Origin of the sequence: Yoonia vestfoldensis DSM 16212 (genome assembly GCF_000382265.1) — a bacterium.
In the GTDB taxonomy this organism is placed as follows: Bacteria; Pseudomonadota; Alphaproteobacteria; order Rhodobacterales; family Rhodobacteraceae; genus Yoonia; species Yoonia vestfoldensis.
This window is the reverse complement of record NZ_KB907991.1, coordinates 1-22,912: the sequence shown is the minus strand read 5'-3', so window position 1 is coordinate 22,912 and position 22,912 is coordinate 1. Positions and strand designations below refer to the sequence as shown.

At 61.8% G+C, this 22,912-nt stretch carries 21 protein-coding genes; 15 read left to right on the top strand and 6 right to left on the bottom strand.

Translation table 11 applies throughout. The features are described from left to right. Positions 1 to 30 precede the first annotated feature (30 nt). The 6 genes from bhcR to urtE all read left to right on the top strand — a co-directional run bounded on the left by bhcR (position 31) and on the right by urtE (position 7,123). Positions 31 to 849 (top strand): HTH-type transcriptional regulator BhcR, encoded by an 819-nt coding sequence (gene bhcR / locus H147_RS0116200; RefSeq protein WP_019956442.1) that lies wholly within the window; start codon positions 31 to 33, stop codon positions 847 to 849. Between the two features lie 326 nt (positions 850 to 1,175). Further along, complete coding sequence (gene urtA, locus H147_RS0116195) at positions 1,176 to 2,456, top strand: urea ABC transporter substrate-binding protein (protein ID WP_019956441.1); 1,281 nt, start codon at positions 1,176 to 1,178, stop codon at positions 2,454 to 2,456. A 107-nt stretch (positions 2,457 to 2,563) separates the two neighbouring features. Then, positions 2,564 to 4,480, top strand: a complete 1,917-nt coding sequence (urtB, locus tag H147_RS0116190; RefSeq protein WP_019956440.1) for an urea ABC transporter permease subunit UrtB — start codon at positions 2,564 to 2,566, stop codon at positions 4,478 to 4,480. Between the two features lie 10 nt (positions 4,481 to 4,490). Continuing rightward, complete coding sequence (gene urtC / locus H147_RS0116185) at positions 4,491 to 5,690, top strand: urea ABC transporter permease subunit UrtC (protein WP_019956439.1); 1,200 nt, start codon at positions 4,491 to 4,493, stop codon at positions 5,688 to 5,690. Beyond that, positions 5,687 to 6,424, top strand: a complete 738-nt coding sequence (gene urtD, locus H147_RS0116180; RefSeq protein WP_019956438.1) for an urea ABC transporter ATP-binding protein UrtD — start codon at positions 5,687 to 5,689, stop codon at positions 6,422 to 6,424. Before urtC ends, urtD begins: the two co-directional genes overlap by 4 nt. A 3-nt stretch (positions 6,425 to 6,427) precedes the next feature. Beyond that, positions 6,428 to 7,123 (top strand): urea ABC transporter ATP-binding subunit UrtE, encoded by a 696-nt coding sequence (gene urtE / locus H147_RS0116175; protein WP_019956437.1) that lies wholly within the window; start codon positions 6,428 to 6,430, stop codon positions 7,121 to 7,123. 6 nt (positions 7,124 to 7,129) lie between these two features. Here the strand turns inward: urtE and H147_RS0116170 are convergent, their stop codons facing one another. The 5 genes from H147_RS0116170 to H147_RS0116150 all read right to left on the bottom strand — a co-directional run bounded on the left by H147_RS0116170 (position 7,130) and on the right by H147_RS0116150 (position 12,674). After that, positions 7,130 to 8,137 carry an oligopeptide/dipeptide ABC transporter ATP-binding protein gene (locus H147_RS0116170; protein ID WP_019956436.1) on the bottom strand — a complete coding sequence of 336 codons (1,008 nt, stop codon included), beginning with the start codon at positions 8,135 to 8,137 and terminating at the stop codon, positions 7,130 to 7,132. Next, complete coding sequence (locus H147_RS0116165; RefSeq protein ID WP_019956435.1) at positions 8,137 to 9,105, bottom strand: oligopeptide/dipeptide ABC transporter ATP-binding protein; 969 nt, start codon at positions 9,103 to 9,105, stop codon at positions 8,137 to 8,139. Before H147_RS0116165 ends, H147_RS0116170 begins: the two co-directional genes overlap by 1 nt. A 1-nt stretch (position 9,106) precedes the next feature. Next, complete coding sequence (locus tag H147_RS0116160; protein WP_019956434.1) at positions 9,107 to 10,033, bottom strand: ABC transporter permease subunit; 927 nt, start codon at positions 10,031 to 10,033, stop codon at positions 9,107 to 9,109. A gap of 10 nt (positions 10,034 to 10,043) precedes the next feature. Continuing rightward, positions 10,044 to 10,967, bottom strand: coding sequence for an oligopeptide ABC transporter permease OppB (gene oppB, locus H147_RS0116155; protein ID WP_019956433.1), 924 nt, complete (start codon positions 10,965 to 10,967; stop codon positions 10,044 to 10,046). Positions 10,968 to 11,042: 75 nt separating this feature from the next. Next, on the bottom strand, positions 11,043 to 12,674 hold the full coding sequence (locus tag H147_RS0116150) for a peptide ABC transporter substrate-binding protein (protein WP_019956432.1): 1,632 nt from the start codon (positions 12,672 to 12,674) through the stop codon (positions 11,043 to 11,045). A 498-nt stretch (positions 12,675 to 13,172) separates the two neighbouring features. Between H147_RS0116150 and H147_RS0116145 the strand changes: the two genes are divergently transcribed. The 6 genes from H147_RS0116145 (at position 13,173) to phoB (ending at position 19,860) form a co-directional block, all read left to right on the top strand. Continuing rightward, positions 13,173 to 14,222 (top strand): PstS family phosphate ABC transporter substrate-binding protein, encoded by a 1,050-nt coding sequence (locus H147_RS0116145; protein ID WP_026352617.1) that lies wholly within the window; start codon positions 13,173 to 13,175, stop codon positions 14,220 to 14,222. Between the two features lie 99 nt (positions 14,223 to 14,321). After that, positions 14,322 to 15,875 carry a phosphate ABC transporter permease subunit PstC gene (gene pstC / locus H147_RS0116140; protein WP_019956430.1) on the top strand — a complete coding sequence of 518 codons (1,554 nt, stop codon included), beginning with the start codon at positions 14,322 to 14,324 and terminating at the stop codon, positions 15,873 to 15,875. Beyond that, positions 15,875 to 17,605 carry a phosphate ABC transporter permease PstA gene (pstA, locus tag H147_RS0116135; protein ID WP_019956429.1) on the top strand — a complete coding sequence of 577 codons (1,731 nt, stop codon included), beginning with the start codon at positions 15,875 to 15,877 and terminating at the stop codon, positions 17,603 to 17,605. Before pstC ends, pstA begins: the two co-directional genes overlap by 1 nt. Positions 17,606 to 17,682: 77 nt before the next feature. Beyond that, on the top strand, positions 17,683 to 18,444 hold the full coding sequence (pstB, locus tag H147_RS0116130; protein WP_375342056.1) for a phosphate ABC transporter ATP-binding protein PstB: 762 nt from the start codon (positions 17,683 to 17,685) through the stop codon (positions 18,442 to 18,444). Between the two features lie 4 nt (positions 18,445 to 18,448). Next, complete coding sequence (gene phoU, locus H147_RS0116125) at positions 18,449 to 19,171, top strand: phosphate signaling complex protein PhoU (protein WP_019956427.1); 723 nt, start codon at positions 18,449 to 18,451, stop codon at positions 19,169 to 19,171. Next, positions 19,171 to 19,860: a phosphate regulon transcriptional regulator PhoB gene (phoB, locus tag H147_RS0116120; RefSeq protein WP_019956426.1), complete on the top strand. Its 690-nt coding sequence runs from the start codon at positions 19,171 to 19,173 to the stop codon at positions 19,858 to 19,860. The genes phoU and phoB overlap by 1 nt, the downstream gene beginning before the upstream one ends. A gap of 591 nt (positions 19,861 to 20,451) precedes the next feature. Here phoB and H147_RS0116115 read toward each other — a convergent pair. Further along, on the bottom strand, positions 20,452 to 21,384 hold the full coding sequence (locus H147_RS0116115) for a LysR family transcriptional regulator (protein WP_019956425.1): 933 nt from the start codon (positions 21,382 to 21,384) through the stop codon (positions 20,452 to 20,454). 74 nt (positions 21,385 to 21,458) lie between these two features. Here H147_RS0116115 and H147_RS0116110 point away from each other — a divergent pair, with 74 nt between their 5' ends. From H147_RS0116110 to H147_RS0116100, 3 genes are all read left to right on the top strand, one after another. Further along, complete coding sequence (locus H147_RS0116110) at positions 21,459 to 22,109, top strand: NADPH-dependent F420 reductase (protein WP_026352616.1); 651 nt, start codon at positions 21,459 to 21,461, stop codon at positions 22,107 to 22,109. Between the two features lie 82 nt (positions 22,110 to 22,191). Further along, positions 22,192 to 22,644: a type 1 glutamine amidotransferase family protein gene (locus H147_RS19965; protein ID WP_162561699.1), complete on the top strand. Its 453-nt coding sequence runs from the start codon at positions 22,192 to 22,194 to the stop codon at positions 22,642 to 22,644. Between the two features lie 107 nt (positions 22,645 to 22,751). Further along, a partial coding sequence (locus H147_RS0116100) for a helix-turn-helix domain-containing protein (protein WP_019953608.1) occupies positions 22,752 to 22,912 on the top strand: 161 nt, incomplete at its 3' end.

The window sequence follows — 22,912 nt, the reverse complement described above, 5'->3', positions numbered from 1 at the left end:
GGTGAAAATATATTTCAGAAAGTTTCGCACTTGCAGCATGAAGCCCGAAAAACCCGCGGTCGCCCCAAGGCATGGGACGACAAGGCGGCGCAGAACACGGTCAAATCGCTGGACCGCGCGCTGGAGGTATTGGTGGCTCTGGGCGAGATGCAGGGCGGCACCCTGTCGGAAATCGCCAGCGCCCTGCGCCAATCGCCCGCAACCGTTTATCGCGTGCTGACCACGTTTCAGGGGCGCGGTTTCGTCGATTTCGACCGGCAGGCGCAGGTCTGGTCCATCGGGGCGGCGGCATTCCTGACCGGATCGCAATTCCTGCGGCGCACGTCCTTGGTCGAACGCGCGCGGCCCATCATGCGCGACCTGATGGAAGCGACCGGCGAGACCGCCAACCTTGGCATCGAACGCGACGGCAAGGTGCTGTTTCTGGGGCAGGTCGAAACCCATGCGACGATCCGCGCGTTCTTTCCGCCCGGCACGGTGTCGGCGATGCATGCCTCGGGTATCGGCAAGGCGTTGCTGGCGCATATGGATGATGCGCGCCAGCGCCGGGTTCTGGCGGCCAGCAAGCTGGAACAATTCACGCCCCTCACGCTGACCGACCCCGAGGCGATGATCGCCGATCTGCACGCGACCCGGATGCGGGGCTATGCTTTCGACGGCGAAGAACGCAATCTCGGGATGCGCTGCATCGCGGTCCCGATCCATGATGTTTCAGGCGAGGCTGTGGCGGGCCTGTCCGTGTCCGGCCCCACGACGCGGATTGCCGACGACAAGATCGCAGAACTGGCGCAGGCCGTCATGGCGGCTGCGGCCCGTCTAACGGCGGCGATCGGTGGCACGCCCCGCTAGCTGGATGTGATTCACGACAGTTTGATCGGCCCCGTTGCTGCATTGCAGCGTAAAATTTGTGCAGATGCCGCGCTTTCCGTCCGATAAAGCGGCGCTGTGTTTGCGGGTCACGCTGTCGTGCAGGGTTTCATTGCCAGACTGCATCAGGCGGCGAATGTTGACGTTACGATAACGTTACAAAGCATGTCCGGCGGGCCGATCCTCCCAGACCAGATGCCGGACATGCGCAACATGACTGCTGCTATCCGAGGATATGGATTGAACGACCCATTTTTCAAACCGACCCATCCTGCGGTCTGCAGCGCAACCCCAGGAGCCCGTTTTTCATGATGAAAAAGACTTTATTATCGGCAGTCGCTTTTACTGCGCTGACCACCGCTGCCCATGCACAGGCCGCATGTCCGATCAAGGTGGGTGTGCTGCACTCGCTTTCGGGCAGCATGGCAATTTCCGAAACCACGCTGCGCGACGTCATGCAGATGTTGGTCGCCGAACAGAACGCCCAGGGCGGCCTTTTGGGCTGCGAGCTGGAAGCGGTGGTCGTTGACCCTGCCTCTGACTGGCCCCTGTTCGCCGAACTGACCCGCCAGCTGCTGACCGTGGACGAGGTGGATGTGATCTTCGGCGCCTGGACATCCGTCAGCCGCAAAGCATTGCTGCCCGTGCTGGAAGAACTGAACGGATTGTTCTTCTATCCGGTGCAATATGAAGGGCAGGAAAGCTCTCGCAACGTGTTCTACACGGGTGCGGCGCCGAACCATCAGGCCATTCCGGCCGTTGATTATTTCATCGACGAACTGGGTGTGGAAAGCTTTGCCCTGCTCGGCACCGACTATGTCTATCCGCGCACGACGAATGCCATCCTCGAATCCTATCTGCTGTCGAAAGGCATCGCGCCCGAGGATATCTTCGTCAACTACACCCCCTTCGGTCATGCCGACTGGTCGACCATCGTCTCTGACGTTGTGGCACTGGGCGCGGGCGGCAAGCAGGTCGGCGTGATCTCCACGATCAACGGCGATGCGAACGTGGGCTTCTATACCGAACTGGCCGCGCAAGGCGTCAGCGCCGATGATATCCCCGTCGTCGCATTCTCTGTGGGCGAAGAGGAATTGTCGGGTCTCGACACATCGCGCCTGGTCGGCCATCTGGCGGCGTGGAACTACTTCATGTCCGCCGATACGCCTGAAAACGAAGCTTTCATCACCGCATGGCACGAATTCATCGGCAGCACCGACCGCGTGACGAATGACCCGATGGAAGCGCATTACATCGGCTTCAATATGTGGGTGAACGCAGTCGAAGCGGCCGGCACCACCGACGTGGATGCCGTGCGCGAAGCGATGTGGGGCCAGGAATTCCCGAACCTCACGGGCGGCATGGCGGTGATGAACACCAACCACCACCTGTCCAAGCCTGTCCTGATCGGTGAAATCCGCGCCGATGGTCAATTCGACATCATCAGCCAAACGCCGGAAGTGCCGGGCGAGGCGTGGTCGCCATTCCTGACCGAAAGCGCCACCTGGACCAGCGACTGGCAGACCCTGGAATGCGGCATGTACGACACCGCGACCAGCACCTGTGTGCAGCTGACCTCGAACTACTAAGGCACTCCGGGGGCGCGCCCTGCGCGTGCCCCCGACATTTGTGTCCATAATCGAAAGACCTTATGATGTTGCGACACCTCTGCGCTCTTCTCCTGTCAGTGCAATGCATGCTTGGCCACGCGACGGCGCAGGATGCGTCGGGCAGTCCGTTGCAAGATGTGTTGCAGACCGTGCAGGCCGATGTCGCAAACCCGTCGCGGTCGACCGTGCCCGCGGTGCTTGGTGCGCTTTTGGCAGCGGACGCGCCCGGAACGGTTGATTTCCTGCGTGCATGGTCCGACCGAGAGGTCTATGAACGCCCGGACGATGGCCTGTTCTTTTACGCGCGCGCGGCGGGCGATGACCTGACCTTGATCGATATCGACAATGGCGCAGAGATCGCAACCGTCGGCACTCGCGACGTCAACCAGATCCGGCCCAATGCCGGTGTACGCCGTGAAATCGGTGCCGCACTTGTCGCCTTTGAACTGACCCATCCTGACCCTGACCGCCGGATCGCCGCCCTTGACGCCGCAGCCCGCAGTCCCGAACCTGACCAGATCGCCGCCATCCAGGCCGCCCGCGCGACCGAGACCGACCCCGCCATCGCCGACCGCATGGACCGGCTGATCGCCCTGCTGGTCGCGCGGTTCGATCAGGATAGCGCCACCCGCATCGCCGCGATCGAAGCTTTGCGCGGCGATGTCAGCACGCCTGCGCGCAGCGTTCTGAACCAGTTGCTGCAAACTCGCGCCGATTTCGCACCGACCCTGCCCGAAGATGTGAACGTCGCCTTGGTCAAAACGCCGGGTGAGGAAATCACCCTTGCCGCCGCCTACGAGGTGCTTGTCGCCGCTGGCCTTGCCCCTGCCGCACCGGGCCGCAATGCGATCCGTGATGCGCTGCGGGCGAATGTCGTCGATGGGGCCGTGGGGGGCGTACCTGTCCACCAACTCGACAATGACGCGAGCCGGATCGTCGCCTATCAGGCGCTGCAGGATGCAGGCACCCTGCCACCGCTGGTGACAGAGGCCGACGTGGCCGAGGCCGTCGCGCAATATGTGTTCTTCGACGTCTATCTGGAACCCGACGCCGCCGTGACCGCCGCCGCCGCCGCGGCGCAGGCGGCCACCACGACCAAGGTCGCGCTGTTCCAGTTCCTGAGCCTGAGTTTTGACGCGCTGTCGCTGGCCTCGATCTTTTTCCTCGCGGCCATCGGGCTTGCGATCACCTTTGGCGTGATGCGGGTCATCAACATGGCGCATGGCGAATTCATCATGATGGGGGCCTATACCGGCTATGTCGTGCAGACGATCATTCCCAATTACACCGCCTCGCTTGCTGTCGCCCTGCCGCTGGCCTTTGCGGTGACCTTCCTTGCCGGTGTGGTGATGGAACGGCTGGTGATCCGGCACCTTTACACGCGCCCGCTTGAAACATTGCTGGCAACCTTCGGGATTTCCATTGCCTTGCAGCAGCTGGCCAAGAACATTTTCGGCACGCAGGCCCGCCCGCTGACGGCACCCGATTGGCTGGCTGGCGCAATCCAGATCAACGATCTGGTGTCGGTCGCCGCCGTGCGCGTCGGGATTTTTGTGATGGCGGGGCTGTTTCTGCTGCTACTGCTCTACATTCTCAACCGCACGCGGTTGGGGCTGGAGGTCCGCGCCGTCACCCAGAACCCCGGCATGGCCGCGAGCATGGGGATCAACCCCGACCGGATCAACATGCTGACCTTTGGTCTGGGGTCGGGCATCGCCGGTGTCGCCGGTGTCGCCATCGGGCTTGTGGCGCAGGTCACGTCCGAGATGGGGGCAAATTACATCGTGCAAAGCTTCATGACCGTCGTTGTCGGCGGTGTCGGGTCGGTGTTCGGCACGCTGGCGGGGGCTGCGCTGATCGGGTCGCTGCAAAAGGGGATCGAATGGTTCAACCCCACCAATACGCTGGCGGCGCAGACCTATATGGTGCTGTTCATCATCCTGTTCATCCAGTTCCGCCCCAAGGGCATCGTCGCCCTCAAGGGCCGCGCGGCGGGGGATTGATCCGATGACCATGGAGACCACCGCCGCACCGCAGGCCGCAACGCCAAACCGCAGCTTTCTGCGCGACAATCCGTCTGTCATGTGGTTCATCGGACTGCTTGGCGTGTTCACCGTGATCGTCACGGTCCTGTCCGAAGGCATGGGCGCGGGCGTGATCTCGACCAACCTTGTCAAGATCCTTGGCATGACACTGTGCCTGTGCCTGATCGCCATCGCGATGGATGTGGTCTGGGGCTATTGCGGCATCCTCAGCCTTGGGCATTTCGCGTTCTTCGGGCTGGGCGGCTATGCCATCGGGATGTGGCTGATGTATGCGCGCACCGAAATCGTGATCCGCGACAATCTCGCCCAAGGGGCGATCCCTGCGACCGAACAGGAAGTGGCCGAGGCTGTCGCCAGCCAGATTTTCGGCGTCGTCGGCAGTTCTGATTTGCCGCTGATCTGGACCTTTGCCGGATCGCTGCCTGCGCAACTGGCGCTGGTCGTGCTGGTGCCGGGGTTGCTGGCGCTGCTGTTCGGCTGGCTGGCATTCCGCAGCCGTGTGACGGGCGTTTACCTCTCGATCCTCACACAGGCGATGACGCTGGCATTGTCGCTGTACCTGTTCCAGAACGACACCGGCTTGCGCGGCAACAACGGGCTGTCAGGCTTGCAGAACATTCCGGGCGCGCTGGATGTGCCGCAGGCCATCATCTCGGTCTGGTTCTTCTGGGCATCGGCAGTGGCGCTGGGCCTGGGCTATCTGTTGTTTGCTTGGGTCGTGTCGGGCAAGTTCGGGTCCGTCATCCGCGCGATCCGCGATAACGAAGCCCGCGTGCGGTTTCTGGGCTACAACGTCGACGGCTACAAGCTGTTCGTCTTTACCATCACCGCCGTCGTCGCGGGCATTGCAGGCGCGCTGTATTACCCGCAGGCGGGCATCATCAACCCCGCCGAAATCGCGCCCATCGCGTCGATCTATCTGGCGGTCTGGGTCGCCATCGGGGGCAGGGGGCGGCTTTATGGCGCGGTGATCGGGGCGGCTTTTGTGTCGCTTCTGTCCAGCTGGCTGACAGGTGGCGGCGCCCCGAATGTCGATCTGGGGCTGTTTCGCATCGTCTGGACCGATTGGTGGCTGGTGCTGCTGGGCCTCGGGTTTGTTGCTGTGACCCTGTTCTTTCCCAAGGGCATCGGCGGGCTGTTCGATTATCTGGTAAGGAAAAAACCATGACCCTGCTGGAAGTCTCGGGCGTTTCAGTCACCTTCGACGGGTTCCGCGCAATCAACAACCTGTCGATTGCCATAGGAGAGCCGGAATTGCGCGCCGTGATCGGGCCCAATGGTGCGGGCAAGACCACGTTCATGGATATCGTCACCGGCAAGACGCGGCCGGATACGGGCCGGGTGCTATGGGGGGAATTGTCGGTCGATCTGGTCAAGATGTCCGAAAGCCAGATCGCCAAGGCCGGGATCGGGCGCAAATTCCAGAAACCCACCGTCTTCGAAGACCAGACCGTCCGCGCCAACCTGTCGATGGCTTTGAAAAACAAACGCGGACCCTTCGCAGTGCTGGCGTGGAAAGCGACCGCCGCCGACAACCAGCGGATTGTCGAACTGGCGGATGAGGTGGGGCTGACCGAGCGGTTGGAACACCGCGCGGGCGACCTGAGCCACGGTCAGAAACAATGGCTGGAAATCGGGATGCTGCTGGCGCAGGACCCCCGGTTGTTGCTGGTCGATGAACCGGCGGCGGGCATGACGCCTGCGGAACGTGAACACACCACGGACCTTTTGAAACGTGCGGCACAGACGCGGGCGGTGGTGGTGATCGAACATGATATGGAATTCATCCGCCGTCTCGATTGTCGTGTGACCGTGCTGCACGAAGGGTCGGTGCTGGCCGAAGGGTCATTAGATCACGTGACCAAGAACCAGCAGGTGATTGATGTATATCTGGGGCGCTGAGAGATGCTGAAAGTCGAAAATCTGACGCTGCATTATGGCGCGTCGCAGATCCTGTGGGGTGTTTCGCTGGACGCACAGGCGGGGGTGGTCACGGCGGTGATGGGCACCAATGGCGTGGGCAAGACCAGCCTGTTGCGCGCCATCGCCGGGCGGCATCCCTATTCCGGCGGCACCATCACGCTGAACGGGCAGGTGCTGCACCACCCGCGCGCGGCACAGGCCGCACAGGCGGGCATCGCCTATGTCCCCCAAGGGCGCGAAGTGTTTCCGCTGTTGACCGTGACAGAAAACCTGCAAACCGGCTTTGCCTGCCTGCCACGCAGCGACCACAAGATCCCCGACCGGATCTACGAGCTCTTTCCGGTGCTCTTTGACATGCGGGGCCGGCGCGGCGGCGATCTGTCGGGCGGGCAACAACAACAACTGGCCATCGCACGCGCGCTGATCGCGCAGCCGCGCGTCCTTTTGCTGGACGAACCGACCGAAGGCATCCAGCCCAATATCATTAAGCAGATCGGCAAGGTGATCGAGCTGCTCCGCGACGAGGGCGAGATCGCCATCGTGCTGGTCGAACAATATTTCGACTTTGCCTACAGCCTCGCCGACCAGTTCTGCGTACTGAACCGGGGCGAGGTGGTGTTGTCGCAACCCGCCAGCGCCGTGACGCGCGACGCGATCCTGCAACGGGTGTCGATCTAGCGGCTTTTACCGCGCGAAAACCAGCATTTCCTGCTTTTCCTCGAAATGGCAGGCGACCATGTGGCCGTTGTCGGCATCGGTCATCGGCGGGCGGATCTCGGCGCAGATCGCCTGCGCCTTGGGACAGCGCGTGCGGAACACGCAGCCCGACGGTGGGCGCAGCGGTGACGGCAGTTCGCCTTCCAGCACGGGCCGTTTGCGCGCGCGTTCCAGCACCGGATCGGGGATCGGGACAGAGGCGATCAGCGCCTGACTATAGGGGTGGCGCGGTCCGGTGGTCAGCGCTTTGCTGCCCGCCATTTCCATCGTGCGGCCCAGATACATGACCATCACCTTGTCGGAGACATGTTTCACCACGCTCAGGTCATGCGCGATGAATATCATCGACAGCCCCATGTCGCGCTGCAATTCGCGGAGCAGGTTCACCACCTGCGCCTGCACCGACACATCAAGCGCCGAGACAGGTTCATCGCAGATCAGCAGTTTGGGTTTCAGGATCAGCGCCCGCGCGATCCCGATGCGCTGGCACTGGCCGCCGGAAAATTCATGCGGATAGCGGTTCACGAGATTGGGCAGCAGGCCCACGCGTTCCATCAGCGCCTGAACACGTTTGCGGACCTCGGCGCGGGGGACTTTGGGTTCATGCGTGATCAGCGGTTCGGCGATGATATCGCCCACGGTCATGCGCGGGTTCAGGGCCGCCAGCGGGTCCTGAAAGATCATCTGCACATCCTTGCGATGCACGCGGCGCGCCGATGGGGACATCGACGCCAGATCGCGGCCTTCGAACAGGATCTTGCCATGGCTTGACGGCACGGTACCGACAATGGCGCGCGCAAGGGTCGATTTGCCCGACCCGCTTTCGCCGACGACGCCAAGGCATTGACCGGGGGCCAGATCAAAACTGATCCCGTTCACGGCATGCAGTTTCTGCGGCTTGGTCCAGGGCCATGCGCCTTGCGGGTGGATGTCGAAGGTGACGCTCAGGTCTTTTACGGAAAGGATCGGTTCCATCATGCGACCTCGTCAATTGGCAGGTGGCAGGCACGGCGGCGGGTGCCGTCGAAGCTTTCCAGCCTTGGTTTCACGGTGGGGCAATGCGGCATCACGGCGGCACAGCGCGGCGAGAACGGGCAGCCCGCAGGCAGGCGCGACATGTCCGGCGGTTCGCCCGCGATGGTCAGCAATTCGTCGTCGTCGCGGTCAAGGCGTGGCACGGCGCGCAGCAATCCGGCGGTATAAGGATGCGACGGGCGCGCAAAGACATCATCTGTCGGCCCGTCTTCCATGATCTGCCCGCCATAGAGCACCAGTGTGCGGTCGCAGGCATCGGCCACGATCCCCAGATCATGGGTGATCAGGATGATCGCCGTGCCGAAATCGCGCCGGATATCGGCCAGCACCCGCATGATCTGCGCCTGCACTGTCACGTCAAGTGCTGTGGTCGGTTCATCCGCGATCAACAGGCGCGGTTCGCAGAGCAGCGCCATCGCGATCATGATCCGCTGGCGCATCCCGCCGGAAAATTCATGCGGGAAACTGCTGATCCGCGCTTTGGCATCGGGGATGCCGACCGCGTCCAGCATCCGCACCGATTGCGTGATGGCATCGCGTTTGCTGATCCCTTTGTGCAGCGTCAGCACCTCGGCCATCTGGTCGGAAATGCGGATATAGGGGTTCAGCGATGTCATCGGGTCCTGAAAGATCATCGCGACATCATTGGCGCGGATCTTGTTCAGCGCCTTTTGCGGCATCGCCAGCAGGTCCTGCCCGTCGAACAGGGCCTGCCCGGAGGCGCGGCCGTTGCGCGCCAGCAGGCCCATGATGGCAAAGGCTGTCTGGCTTTTGCCCGACCCGCTTTCGCCGACGATGGCCAGCGTTTCGCCTTTGTCGATGCTGAAATTCACGCCGTTGACCGCGTTCACGGGGCCATCGGCTGTCTCGAAGGTGACGATCAGGTCTTTGGTTTGCAGCAGGGTCATGTCAGCGGTCCTTGGGGTCGAGCGCGTCGCGCAGCCCGTCGCCCACGAAGAAGAACGCAAAAAGCGTCACGATGAAGAAAAACAGCGGAAAGGCCAGTTGCCAGATCACACCATATTGCATCTGGCCCGCGCCCGCCGAAATCAGCGCGCCCAGCGATGTGGCCGGTTCCTGAACGCCCAGCCCCAGAAAGCTGATGAAACTTTCGGTGATGATCATGGTGGGCACCAGAAGGGTGGCATAGACGATGACCAGCCCCAGCAGGTTCGGCACGATATGGCGCAGGATGATCGTCATCGGGCGCACACCGATGGCGATGGCGGCCTCGACGAATTCCTTGTTTTTCAGCGTCAGCGTCTGGCCCCGCGCGATCCGCGACATATCCAGCCACGAAATCAGCCCGATCCCGATGAATAGCATCAGGATCGACCGGCCAAAGATCACCAGCATCAGGATCAGCACGAACATGAAGGGGATCGCCATCAGGATATCCACGATCCGCATCATCACCCCGTCGGTGCGCCCGCCGAAATAGCCTGCAATCGCCCCGTAAAGCGTGCCGACGATCACCGCGATGGCTGCGCCCACGAAACCGACTAGCAGCGAAATCCGCGTGCCCTGCACTGTGCGCGCATAAAGATCGCGGCCCAGTTCATCGACGCCGAAGTAATGGCCGTTCGCGATGCTTGGCCCACCGGCCTGCGCGACATTGCCCATCAGCGGCCAGTCGATTTCCTCCGTGCTCCATTGCGCCAGAAACCCGCCGAAAAAGGCAAAGAGCGTGATCAGGACAAGCGCGACCAGACCGGCGACAGCCGCCTTGTTGCGCATGAACCGCTGGCGGGCGTCTTTCCACAACGACCGGCCCTGCACCTCGGCCAGATGGGCGGCATCGACCAATCCGGCGGCTGTTGTCTTGTCGGGATACATCGCGCGCCCCTCAATAGCGGATCTTGGGGTCGATCCATGCGTAAAGCACGTCGACCACAAGGTTGAACAGGATGGTCAGCACGCCCACCAGAATGGTGATCCCCATGATGACCGCATAATCGCGGCTGAAGGCTGAATTGACGAAAAACTGCCCGATCCCGCCGGTCGAGAAATAGACGTCGATGACGACCGATCCGGTGATCATCAGCACGAATGCCGGCCCCAGATAGGACAGCACCGGCAGCATGGCGGGCTTGAGTGCATGGCCCAGAATGATCCGCCATGTCGGCAGGCCCTTGGCACGCGCCGTGCGGATGAAACCGGCGTTCAGCACCTCCAGCATGGAGGACCGCGTGATCCGCGCAATCGACGCCATGTAACTGGTGGACAGCGCGATCACGGGCAGGATCAGGTATTGCCATTGCCCGCCTTGCCAGCCGCCACCCGGCAGCCAGCCCAGCCAGAGCGTAAAGACAAGCACCAGAATAGGGGCCATGACGAAGTTTGGCAGCACCTGCGCGCCGACCGAAATGCCCACGGCGACATAATCAAGCCATGTGTTGTGCTTGATCGCTGCGACCACGCCCAGCGACACGCCGACGATGACCGCGACGACGAAAGACCAGAACCCATAGGTCAGCGTGACCGGAAAGCCTTGCATGATGACATCGGTCACCGTCCGATCGCGGTACTGGAACGACGGGCCGAAATCGAACCGCGTGACCACGTTCACGACGTAGTCAGACATCTGTTTCCAGTAGGGCTGGTCCAGCCCGTAGCGCGCCTCGAGATTGGCAAGCACCTGCGGCGGCAGGGGGCGTTCGCTGTTGAACGGCCCGCCGGGGGCGGCGAACATCAGCATGAAGGACAAAACGATCAGGATCAGGATCGTCGGGATCGCGATCGCCAGACGCTTCAGCACGAAATTGAACATGACAGTCTCCGCTGCAACAAACGACAACCTGCGCCCCCCGTCGGGAAGGCGCAGGTCAGGTTTCAAACCGTCAGCTTATTCGCCGGCGACCTTGTAGAGTTCGCGGCTGTACCAGTTCTGTTCGACGTTATCGACAGGCCAGCCCTTCAGTTCGGGGTTGAACATGTAGCCGTCGGCATAGTGGTAGATCGGGATGATCGGCATCTCTTCGGCGATGATCTGTTCGACACGCGTATAGTTCGGCTGCGGGTCTTCGGCAGTCTTGGCGTCCGCCATCAGTTGATCGACCTCGGCATTGGAATACTTCGCATCGTTGTAGCCCGAATTGGTGGTCACCAGATCAAGAAAGGTCGAGGCTTCGTTATAGTCGCCGCACCATGCGCCGCGCGCCATTTCAAAGTTCTGGTTGCCCCGCGTTTGCAGGAATGTCTGCCATTCCTGATTGGCCAGCGTCGTCTGGATGCCCAGCGTCTGCTGCCACATCTGGCTCATCGCGACGGCGACGTTCCTGTGGGCCTCGTCGGTGTTGTAAAGCAGTTCGATGCTGAGCGGTTCACCACCGATGCCATAGCCAGCCTCGGTGATCAGTTCGACCGCCATTGCGTTGCGTTCTTCCTGCGACATGGACGCGGCAGGAATGTCGGGCAGTTCAAAATCCGCGGTCCGCACGGGGGTAAAGTTGTAGGCGGCGGTCTGACCGCTGGCCAGCACGTTGTTCACGATGACATCACGGTTCACGGCAAGGCTCAGCGCTTGGCGCACGCGCACGTCCTGCAACGCCTCCGGGCCGCCCTCGGACAGGTTGAAGTTGTAATAGTACGAACACAGGCGCGGGATGCTGACGGCCTGATCGGGGTATTCCTGCGCCAGACGCGGGAATTGGCCCGGAGGTGTTTCGGTCCGGTCAAGTTCCCCGGCAAGGTAACGCGTCAGGCTCTGGTTCACGTCGTTGATGACCAGCGAGGTGACTTCGTCGATGATCGTGTTCTCGTTGTCCCAGTAGTTTTCGTTGCGCACGCGCACCAGACGTTCCTGCGGGACATGTTCGCGCAGCACATAGGCCCCGTTGGAGACGATGTTTTCCGGGCGTGTCCATTCGGAGCCGAATTCCTCGACCGTTGCGGGATGCACGGGGAAGGTGGTCGAATGGGTGGTCATCTGCGCGAAATAGGGCAGGGGCTGCGACAGGGTGACGACAAAGGTGCTGTCATCGGGGGCAGCGACGCCCAGTTCTTCCTTGTCCATCTCGCCCGCGATGATCGCCGCAGCGTTTTCGATGGACATCAGTTCCATGAACCACGCGTATTCGGACGCCAGTTCCGGATCGACGGCGCGTTTCCACGCATAGACAAAATCGCTGGCCAGTACGGGGTCGCCATTGGACCAGCGCGCATTGTCGCGCAGCGTGAACGTATAGTTCAGCCCGTCTTCGGACATCTCGAACCCCGTGGCGACGCCCGGCACCAGTTCGCCGGCGGCGTTCTGGTTCATCAGGCCTTCGAACAGGTCACGCACGATGTCGGACCCTGTCACATCCTCGACGACCTGCGGATCGACCGAGGAATGTTCGTCCAGCACGCGATAGGTAAAGGTCTGCACCTCGGCCAGCGTTTCGCCGGTTTCGGGGTGAGTCGCCTGCGCATTGGCAGCGGCGGCGGACAGCAGGACAAAGGCGCTGCTGGCCTTGAGTAGTGTTTTGAGTGTCATGGAAATCTCCCTGTTACCACTGGCGGAACGCGCATTCGACACAATCCGCAGATCGGTTGCATCCGGTGGGTCAGCGCCGGATATGCAACTCTCAGGTGCAAGTTTCGAAATGACAAGAGAACGCGCCACGTGCCGTCACGGCAGTTTCACAAGACAGGACGGCAAAAGGGTCCGGGATCATGGTAGATGGTCGCCTGATGCGGAAGAAAGTTATAAAAAACAAGGCCACGGAATGATTTTCCTGCGGTCATTTCCGCTTTTGCGAAACAATTTGGCGAGCGGCGAAGTTTGGCTCATCGGGGCGCCGGGCGTACCTGGCACCGCGATTTGGCCATGCGGCGGGCCGCTGCGGCAGATGACGCGGTCGGCGGAAGAATCCCCACGACAAAGCAGGCGATTGTCATACTGCTGTTACAAATCTGAAACATGACCGTCACCCAAGGCAACTAGGCAGCGACCAAGGACGATCGACGTCCGAACCAGAGATCAGGAGAAGTCATGTCTCACCTCAAACTTTCCACCGCGACGATCGCATTGCTGACGCTGTCGGCCGCTGCCGTGTCGGCGCAGTCCCGTGATAACGTGCAGGTCGCCGGTTCTTCGACGGTTCTGCCATATGCGAACATCGTCGCCGAAGCCTTCGGTGCTGAAACCGATTTCGCGACCCCCGTGGTCGAAGGCGGCGGTTCGTCGACCGGCCGTCGCATGCTGTGCGAAGGCGTCGGCGAAGGCACGATCGACATCGCCAATTCTTCTTCCTTGATGAGCGCGACCGAGCGCGAAAGCTGCCTTTCGTCCGGTGTGACCCCGATCGAAGTGCGCTTTGGCTATGACGGCATCGTCTTTGCCTCGGACATCAATGGCCCATCCTTTGCATTCGAGCCCATCCACTGGCACATCGCGCTGGCCGCCGAGCATTTCATCGACGGCGGATTGGTGCCCAACACCCTGACCAACTGGTCCCAAGTTGCTGAAGTCGCACAAGCTATGGGCGTCGACGGCGACCTGCCCGATCAGGAAATCAGCGCGTTCATCCCCGGCACCAACCACGGCACCCGTGAAGTGTTCGACGAAAACGTGCTGCTGGCCGGTTGCGAGCAGGGTGGTTTCTATGACGCGATGCTGGCTGGCGGCGTTGACGAAGACACCGCCGAAGAGGCCTGCATGACCGTTCGTACGGATGGCCGTTCGGTCGATATCGAAGGCGACTATACCCAGACGCTCGCCAACCTCGATTCGACGCCAACCGGCATGGGCGTGTTCGGCCTGTCCTTCTACGAAAACAACACCGACCGCCTGCAGGTCGCAACCATGTCCGGCGTGACACCTTCGACCGAGACGATCTCGGTGGGTGAATACCCCGTGTCGCGTCCGCTGCAGTTCTACGTCAAGCAAGAGCATATCGGCGTGATCCCCGGCCTGCTGGAATTCGTCGAATTCTTCATCTCTGACGAGATCGCAGGCCCCGGTGGCCCGCTGTCCGAATATGGTCTGGTTCCCGATCCGGAACTGGCCGCAACACAGGCGATGATCGCAGCGCTGCGCTGATATGATCTCGTGATCAAGTAAGGGCGGTTCCCGGTTTCGGGGGCCGCCCGTCCCCACGTCGGGCGGCGGAGCTGTCCGACCTCATTTTCAAGGTTGTCGATGGGCGCTTTTCTGAATTTCCCGGTTGTGCTGCTGGTTATCATTCTGGTTTCCGTTGCCGGCTATCTGCTTGGCAGCCGTCGGGCATCGGCCATCGACCCGCGCACGATGCATTCCCGCCCGCACCAGCATGGCTGGCATGTCGTCTTTGCTGCGGCGGCGCCCGCCGTGCTGTTCATGATGCTTTGGGTGTTTGGCGCGGGTATCGCCTCGAACATCTATGCCAACGCGATCATTCCCGACGATCTGCCCGATGTCCAGGTGACGTCCCAGCAGCGCGAAAGCCTGACCGAGCGCGAGCTTGAGGTCCGCGAAGAGGTGCTGCGCACGCAATTCGTGGCAGGCGTCAGAGGACTTGCCGTCGCTATCGATGGCTATATTGCGAACGGCAATGCGACCGAGGCGGAGGTGGATGGCTGGAGTGCCGATTCAGTGCAGGACCGCCTGCGCGCGGATGGGCAGGTTGTCGGTTCCGCCGTCACGCCCGGGATGCTGCGTGTCGTCCAAGACATGCGGCAGTTCAACGGCCGCGTGGCCACGATCGGCCCGGTCATCGCGCTTGTCCTGACCTTTGCGGGATTTTTGGTGGCGCTGCGACTGGTATCTGCCGAATTCCGGGCACGCATCGTCGTGGAACGTTGGATCGTCGGATTTCTGATCTTCGCGTCCACGATGGCGATCCTGACCACGATGGCCATTCTTGCCGCTCTGACGCTGCCTTCGATCAACTTCTTCCGCGAATACGGTTTCTTCAACTTCCTCTTTGGCATGGCATGGGCACCCGCGGGCGACGTCGTCGGCATCCCCGAAGGCCGCAACGGCGAATACGAATCAGTTCTTGGTTTCGTGCCGTTGATCTGGGGGACGATCTATATTTCGGTTGTGGCCTTGCTCGTCGCCGTGCCGCTTGGGCTGCTTGCGGCGGTGTACCTGTCAGAATTCGCGTCGCGCCGGACGCGGTCATGGGTCAAGCCCGCGCTCGAGATCCTCGCGGGGGTGCCGACCATCGTTTATGGCATCTTCGCCCTGATCACCATCGGCCCGTTCCTGCAAGCCGTCGTGGGGGCCACGGTGATGCCCAACACGGTGTCGGTCATGACCGCTGGCGTCGTGATGGGGATGATGCTGGTGCCTTTCGTGTCCTCGCTGAGCGATGATGTCATCAACGCGGTGCCACAGGCGATGCGCGATGGCTCTTTGGGGTTGGGCGCGACGCAGGCGGAAACCGTGACCAAGGTCATCCTGCCTGCCGCTTTGCCTGGGATCGTCGGCGCAGTTGTGCTTGCCGCGTCGCGCGCCATTGGCGAGACGATGATCGTGGTGCTCGCCGCCGGTGCGTTGTCGAATGTGCAAGGCATCGAGCCGAACCCGTTCGGCGCGGTTGTGACCGTGACCACACGGATCGTCGCTGTGCTGACCGGCGAAGGGTCGGGCTTTGACTCGATCGACGTTCTTGCGGTCTTCGCGCTGGCCTTCACCTTGTTCTTCATCACGCTGGCGCTGAACCTTTTGGCGCAACGCATGGTCGCAAAATACCGGGAGCAGTACGACTGATGTCCGACGCAAACCTGTCCGGCGCAACGCCGATCCGCAAAAGCTCGCTGCTGGAACAATCGGCTCTGACACGCAAGCGTCACCGCACCGGCACTGTGCTGCGCTGGCTTGGGCTTGGCGCGATCTCGCTGGTGATGTTCTTTCTGGCGGTGCTTTTGTGGTCGATCGTGTCGCGCGGTGTACCTGCGCTGTTCCAGTACCAGGCGCAGATAGAGCTGTATTACGATCCAGCGTTTCTAAACCCCAACGGGGGCGAGGTGACGCCCGAGGAAATCGGCGGGATCAACCTGCGTACAGGATTTGAGCGCGGAATCTTTACCAGCTCGCTCCGCCGGACGTTGGAAAATGCGGGTATCGACATCGAAGCAACGGTCGCGTCCCGCTGGACCGCCGAGGCGCTGACAGCGCTGAACGGTGCCGGTCTGGCGAATGCAGAGGCGGTGATCGAGGCCGCCGGTTCGTCCGCCGATGCCGCGCAGCGTCTGGGGCAAGCGGGCAGCGCTTTGCGGGCCGCTGGCGCCGCGCTTGATGCGGACGACGCCGAAGCGGCTCTGGCCGCCCGCGATACTGCGGCGCAGGCACTTGCCGATCTGGGTTTTGACGAGGCTGCTTCTGTTGTCGCCGGCATCGCCATCGCCGATGGTGCGGCAGCACTGACCGCGACCGGCTATCAACAGGCGCTGCTGGATGCGGCGGGCGCATTGCGCCAACCCGCCCAATTCGACGACGCGGCTTTGTCGGCATTGATCTATGCAACCAACCGTCGTGACGTGCGCGACCGGCTGGTCGAAAACCCGGACCTGATCGGCACGACAGATGCAACCGGCGTACCGATCGATATTTCGGTCACGCGCTATCTGTCGGGCGAACTTAGCGGTGTGGGCACCGCGCAGATGCCGCCGGGGTTCGACATCGGGCAGTTGGCGCTGGTCGATGCGATGCAGGAGGCCGGGCTGATTTCCAACGCCTTCCGCTGGCATTTCTTCACCAACCCCTATTCCCAAAGCGGCGAGATCGCAGGCATCGGCCCCGCGCTGATGGGGTCTGCCTACATGATGCTGGTGGTGCTGGTTTTCTCGCTGGTGTTCGGCGTCGCGGCGTCGATCTATCTGGAGGAATTCGCCCCCAAGAACCGCCTGACCGATTTCATCGAAATCAACATCGCGAACCTTGCCGCCGTGCCGTCCATCGTTTTCGGCATTCTGGGCGCTGCGATCCTGTTCACGCTGATGGACCTCGGGTTCGGCAATTCGATCCGTGGCACGGCGCTGCTGGGCGGGATCGTGCTGTCGCTGATGACATTGCCGACGATCGTGATCGCGACACGTTCCGCGCTGAAGGCGGTGCCGCCTTCGATCGCGGATGCGGCGTTGGGTGTGGGGGCGTCAAAGGTTCAGATGGTGTTCCACCACAAACTGCCACTGGCCGCACCAGGTATCCTGACGGGCACGATCATCGGGATCGCGCAGGCCCTTGGCGAAACCGCCCCGCTGCTGCTGATCGGGCTGTCGGTCTCGACAGGGGCTGCCTTGTTGTCGTCGCCTTTTGCGGGCGGTTTGCTGGAACAGGCGCAGTCGATGCCGACCGTCGTCTATCTTTTCGCGCAGAACCAGGACGCGCCCGTGCGCGAAGGCCTTGCGCAATCCGCGATCCTTGTGATGCTGGTGCTGCTTTTCGCATTGAACATCCTTGCGATCATCCTGCGCCGCAAGTTCGAACGCCGCTGGTAAGCCCGAAATGACATTGAACGCCGTTGCCAAAGGATCGCATCATGGATGACCTCAGACGCATTGAAAGAACCGCGGACATGAACGACACAAAAATCTCAGCCAAAGGCGTGCAGGTGTTCTATGGTGAAACCCATGCCATCAAGGATGTGAGCGTCGAGATCGGAGACAAGACCGTCACAGCCTTTATCGGGCCGTCGGGCTGTGGCAAATCCACGTTTCTGCGCTGCCTGAACCGGATGAACGACACGATCGACATCTGCCGCGTGCAGGGCAGCATCACGATGGACGGTCAGGATATCTACGATCCGCGTGTCGACCCGGTGCAGTTGCGCGCCAAGGTGGGCATGGTGTTCCAGAAACCCAACCCATTCCCCAAGTCGATTTATGACAATGTGGCCTATGGCCCCAAGATCCACGGGCTGGCGCGCACAAAGGCCGATCTGGACGGGATCGTCGAGGCATCCTTGCGCCGCGCCGCCCTTTGGAACGAGGTGAAGGACCGCCTCGAGTCGCCGGGAACCGGCCTGTCGGGTGGCCAGCAGCAGCGCCTGTGCATCGCCCGTGCTGTCGCGACAGCCCCCGAAGTCTTGCTGATGGACGAACCCTGTTCGGCGCTTGATCCCATCGCCACTGCGCAGATCGAAGAGCTGATCGACGAATTGCGCCAGCAGTTTTCCGTTGTGATCGTCACCCACTCGATGCAGCAGGCGGCACGCGTCAGCCAGAAGACGGCGTTCTTCCACCTTGGTCATCTGGTTGAATTCAACGACACCGACCAGATTTTCACCAACCCGCAGGACACGCGCACCGAAAGCTATATCACCGGCCGGATCGGATAAGAAAATGGCAATCAACGATAATCATATCGTCGCGTCGTTCGACCGTGACCTTGAAAGCATCCAGGCCACGATGATCAAGATGGGTGGCCTTGTCGAACAGGCACTGTCAGATTCCGCGCAGGCGCTTCGGACGCGCGACAGCGAACTGGCCGAAAAAGTGCGGGCTGGTGACAAGATCGTCGATGATCTTGATCTTGCGCTCAAGTCAGACGCGGCCCGTCTGCTGGCGCTGCGCTCCCCGACGGCCCGCGACCTGCGCCTTGTGCTGGCTGTGATGGAAATCAGTTCGCATCTGGAACGCTGTGGGGATTATGCCAAGAACATCGCCAAGCGCACCAAGGCGATGGCTGGCGCCGGCGCGATCACGGGGACACTCGCCGATCTGGCGCGCATGTCCGCGTTTGTCGAAAGCATGGTGAATGACGCGCTTGACGCATTCATACAGCGCGATCCGGTGAAGGCTGCCGAAATCATCGACCGCGACGTCGAGGCCGACCAGATATACAACACGCTGTTCCGGTCGTTCCTGACGCATATGATGGAAGACCACAAGAATATCGCCGTGGGCATGCATCTGCATTTCATTGCCAAGAACATCGAACGCGTGGGCGATCATGCCACTGGCATCGCCGAACAGACGATCTACGCCGTGACCGGCAAACTGCCCGAAGACGACCGGCCCAAACATGACCGCACCGCTTTCGAGCTTCAGAAAAGTGATCTGTGATGGCTTACCTTCAACCGTCCGTTCTGGTGGTCGAGGATGAACCGGCGCAGCGCGAAGTGCTGGCCTACAATCTCGAAAGCGAAGGCTTCCGCGTGATCAAGGCCGCTGATGGCAACGAAGCGCTTTTGCTGATCGAGGAAGAACAGCCCGACCTGATCTTGCTGGACTGGATGCTGCCCGGCACATCGGGCATCGAAATCTGCCGCCAGATCAAAAGCCGCCCCGCGTTCCGTATGACGCCCGTCATCATGCTGTCAGCCCGGTCCGAAGAGGTCGACAAGGTGCGCGGTCTCGAAACCGGCGCCGATGATTACATCAGCAAGCCCTATTCGATCATCGAACTTCTGGCCCGCGTCAAGGCGCACCTGCGCCGGTCGCGCCCGGCGACAATGGGCGAACGGCTGATCTATGCAGACATCCTGCTTGATTCCGAAACGCACAAGGTGTTTCGCGGCGAAAAGGAGCTCAAGCTCGGGCCAACCGAATTCCGCCTACTGACGACGTTCATGGAAAAGCCCGGCCGCGTCTGGAGCAGGGACCAGTTGCTCGACCGGGTCTGGGGGCGCGACATCTATGTCGACACGCGCACGGTCGACGTGCATGTCGGCCGCTTGCGCAAGGTGCTGGGCAGTCATGGCGGCGACGACCCGATCCGCACCGTGCGGGGCGCCGGATACGCGTTGGGCTAAATCCAGCAACCCGACTGGCCGCGTTGCCGGAACCTCGGTTGCGGTTTGGTGATCCCATGTTGCGGGCGCGCTGAACAAGATCGGTTGCATCCACCGGGGGTCGCGTTGCCGTGCCATGGTCGACATCGCTAGCGGCAGATCGCGGGGCTTGGCTGACGTCAACGCATGCGCGGCAGGCGCCCAACCGGTCCCGGACGAAGCCATGCAAGCGGTCTTGGCGTCTGAAATCCACCACATGGACACTGCCATCCACCATCGGATGATCCAGCGTCATCGGCAGGGCGCGCCGCCAGTCCGGGGGCATCGACAGCCAAGAGGCAAAGACGATCTGGTCAAAACTGTCCATGCCGATGGGCGATCAAGGATCGCCGGCAAGGGCATCGCCTTTTGGCAAGCTCTGTCCGCGGACCGGTTCCCCGCTGCTCAGGGGGATAGCCATGATCGCGCCCAAGGCGCGCTTGACCGGCGGATCGGCGCACAAAGGCTTTTGTCTTTGACCCATGGGCCTCTTGATTGCGCGACCCGTCTGCGTGTTGGGCAAATCCGCTGGGACGATCCCAAGACCCCACCGGACTGCAAGTGCCGCCTCCCTCAGGAGAGACCCGTCTGGGCAATCAGGTCCCTCAGAAGCTGCTTTAGCCAGACGGTTCGCGGTTGCCGGTCGTTTCTTCGGTGCCAGAACACCGAAACGGGAAATGACCGCACGGCCAGCGGTGGCGCGGCAACCGACAGCCCAAAGCGTGCAGCAAACCGATGCGCGATACGACAAGGCAGCGTGACAAGCGCACCGGTCGTCTCGGCTGCCGCAAGAGCGGGCATGAACGAGGGCAACGCAAGGATGACCCGGCGCGACCGGTCCATCGTTTCGAGCTTTTCATCGACGATCCCGCGCAGGTCACCCGCAGGCGACACAAGGATATGCGGCGCCGCGCAATAGCTGTCCAGCGAAAGGCCGGACGCGCCCGCCAGCGCGATGTCATGGCCGACGACGACGAAGTCTTCGACATAAAGCCGTTCTGCCAGAACGACATCGGGCAGGTCCCAGATATATCCAAACGCCAGATCCACGCGGCCGTCCACAAGCGCCTCGACAGCGGCGCGGCGCCCCAGCGGCAGGACCGCCACACGCAGGCCGGGCGCGGTCCTTTGCAGCCAAGCTGCAAGCTGGGGCAATAGAACTGCCTGTTCGGCATCAAGTGCTGCGATGCGAATGACGCCTTGGGCGGTGTGCGGGTCAAAGGCGCGACTGTCGCCCAAGGCCCCGCGCAGAGACTCGACAGCGCGGGTGATCGGTTCCTCGAGTGCCAGTGCCGTTGACGTCGGCTCCATCCCGTGGGGGCGACGCAGGAACAGATCGTCGTCAAAAATCTCGCGCAGCCGCTTCAGGGCTTGGCTGATCGCCGACTGGGTCAGGCCCAGATCGGTTGCCACAAGGGCGGCCTTGCGGTGCCGCAAAAGACCCAGAAAGACCAGCAGCAAGGTCAGGTCCAGGCGCCTGAGTTCAGAATCGCTTAAGTCAGACATGATTCTAATTCGTTTTTGCTTCTTGTCGGATGTCGATATCTCTGGCGCAACGAATGAAGCAAGGGGAAATCCGGATGAAGATCGCGATTATAGGCACCGGCAGCCTTGGCTCTGCGATCGCCGGCGGGCTGGCAGGGCATGGTCATCAGGTGACGCTAGGGACACGCGCCGTCGGGGCCCCCGCGCTGCTGGCGATGGCCGCGCGGGTCGGCGCTGCCGTTGCAACGCCGCGCGATGCCGCTGAGCAGGCGGAGATCGTCTTTCTGGCCTTGCCGTGGCATGTGGCCGAGGCGGCCGTGGCCAATCTCGGGGATCTGGACGGCAAGATCGTTGTGGACTGCATGAACCCGCTGGGCATGGTCGATGGGGGGCTGTCTTTGACGGTCGGGCATACAATCTCGGGCGCCGAGATCGTTGCCCGTTGGCTACCCGACGCCTGCTTGGTCAAGGCGCTCAACCAAGTCGGGGCCGAAATGGTGGCCCGCAACGATCACCTGGACCATCGGCCCGCCATGCTGATGGCGGGCGACGATTCCGGTGCCAAGGCCCTGATCGCCGAGATCCTGATCCAACTGGGTTTCGACCCTCTGGACGCGGGCGATCTGAGAAAGGCGCGCCTGTTGGAGCCGTTCGCGATGACATGGATCAATCTGGCGCTGTTCAATGGCAAAGGCCGCGACTGGGCCTTTGGCGTGATCAACGGCACCGCGCGGGTTCCCCGATGAGCCAATACGTCCGACCGGCATGCCGCAGCCGCGACAGATGACCCGACACCGACACTCAACACACCAAACAAGGATTCCTGAAATGAACCTCAATCGTCGAACCCTCCCGAGCGCAGCCAGCGCGTTTGCCGTTTCAGCCACCGCGCTGGTCGTTGCTTCGGGCAGACCCTTGCGTGCGCAGGGCGCTGCGAGCACCGGCAATATCCTGATCGTCGTGGCCAACGAAATCCCGCACCCCACGATGGGCTTTCCGCTGGGATTCTGGGCCGCTGAACTGACCCATCCATACGCAGAGCTGATCGCGCATGGCATGATGGTCACCATCGCGAGCTTGCAGGGCGGCCGTGTCGTTGTTGACGCCTATTCCGATCCGCGTCACGAAAGCGGTTATGCGGCACATGATTTCGTGTCGCTCGGCTTTCTGACCTCGCCCGTCTATGCACCGCTGCTCGATACCACCGCGCCGCTTGCCGAGATCGACCCGGCGGCGCATGACGCAATCATCGTCGCAGGCGGGCAGGCCCCCATGTGTTGATTGTCACTGAGAACTGACCCGGCAGCAGCAGAAATTGTCATCGAGAATTGACCCATGTGCAACCTTACCCCGGCTTGAATCAGCTGGGAGCACTTGGAGTGATAGACATGGGATTTTTAAAAGTTATCCGGAAATGGGCGCTGCGTGACAAGATGCCCATTCGCGAGATCGCGCGGCGGACGGGCGTGTCTCGCAACACGATCAAGAAGTATTTGCGGGAGGGGATTGTTGAACCTGCGTTTCACGCGCCAGATCGTCCCAGCAAGCT

Excerpts from the sequence above, each read along its gene's own strand:
- urtC (WP_019956439.1), top strand. The coding sequence starts at position 4,491 with ATGGAGACCACCGCCGCACCGCAGGCCGCAACGCCAAACCGCAGCTTT.
- H147_RS19965 (WP_162561699.1), top strand. The coding sequence starts at position 22,192 with ATGAACCTCAATCGTCGAACCCTCCCGAGCGCAGCCAGCGCGTTTGCC.
- H147_RS0116115 (WP_019956425.1), bottom strand. The coding sequence starts at position 21,384 with ATGTCTGACTTAAGCGATTCTGAACTCAGGCGCCTGGACCTGACCTTG.
- H147_RS0116165 (WP_019956435.1), bottom strand. The coding sequence starts at position 9,105 with ATGACCCTGCTGCAAACCAAAGACCTGATCGTCACCTTCGAGACAGCC.
- H147_RS0116110 (WP_026352616.1), top strand. The coding sequence starts at position 21,459 with ATGAAGATCGCGATTATAGGCACCGGCAGCCTTGGCTCTGCGATCGCC.
- urtB (WP_019956440.1), top strand. The coding sequence starts at position 2,564 with ATGCTTGGCCACGCGACGGCGCAGGATGCGTCGGGCAGTCCGTTGCAA.
- pstB (WP_375342056.1), top strand. The coding sequence starts at position 17,683 with ATGAACGACACAAAAATCTCAGCCAAAGGCGTGCAGGTGTTCTATGGT.
- oppB (WP_019956433.1), bottom strand. The coding sequence starts at position 10,967 with ATGTTCAATTTCGTGCTGAAGCGTCTGGCGATCGCGATCCCGACGATC.
- H147_RS0116170 (WP_019956436.1), bottom strand. The coding sequence starts at position 8,137 with ATGGAACCGATCCTTTCCGTAAAAGACCTGAGCGTCACCTTCGACATC.
- H147_RS0116150 (WP_019956432.1), bottom strand. The coding sequence starts at position 12,674 with ATGACACTCAAAACACTACTCAAGGCCAGCAGCGCCTTTGTCCTGCTG.
- H147_RS0116145 (WP_026352617.1), top strand. The coding sequence starts at position 13,173 with ATGTCTCACCTCAAACTTTCCACCGCGACGATCGCATTGCTGACGCTG.
- urtD (WP_019956438.1), top strand. The coding sequence starts at position 5,687 with ATGACCCTGCTGGAAGTCTCGGGCGTTTCAGTCACCTTCGACGGGTTC.
- phoB (WP_019956426.1), top strand. The coding sequence starts at position 19,171 with ATGGCTTACCTTCAACCGTCCGTTCTGGTGGTCGAGGATGAACCGGCG.
- H147_RS0116160 (WP_019956434.1), bottom strand. The coding sequence starts at position 10,033 with ATGTATCCCGACAAGACAACAGCCGCCGGATTGGTCGATGCCGCCCAT.
- phoU (WP_019956427.1), top strand. The coding sequence starts at position 18,449 with ATGGCAATCAACGATAATCATATCGTCGCGTCGTTCGACCGTGACCTT.
- urtE (WP_019956437.1), top strand. The coding sequence starts at position 6,428 with ATGCTGAAAGTCGAAAATCTGACGCTGCATTATGGCGCGTCGCAGATC.
- urtA (WP_019956441.1), top strand. The coding sequence starts at position 1,176 with ATGATGAAAAAGACTTTATTATCGGCAGTCGCTTTTACTGCGCTGACC.
- pstC (WP_019956430.1), top strand. The coding sequence starts at position 14,322 with ATGGGCGCTTTTCTGAATTTCCCGGTTGTGCTGCTGGTTATCATTCTG.
- pstA (WP_019956429.1), top strand. The coding sequence starts at position 15,875 with ATGTCCGACGCAAACCTGTCCGGCGCAACGCCGATCCGCAAAAGCTCG.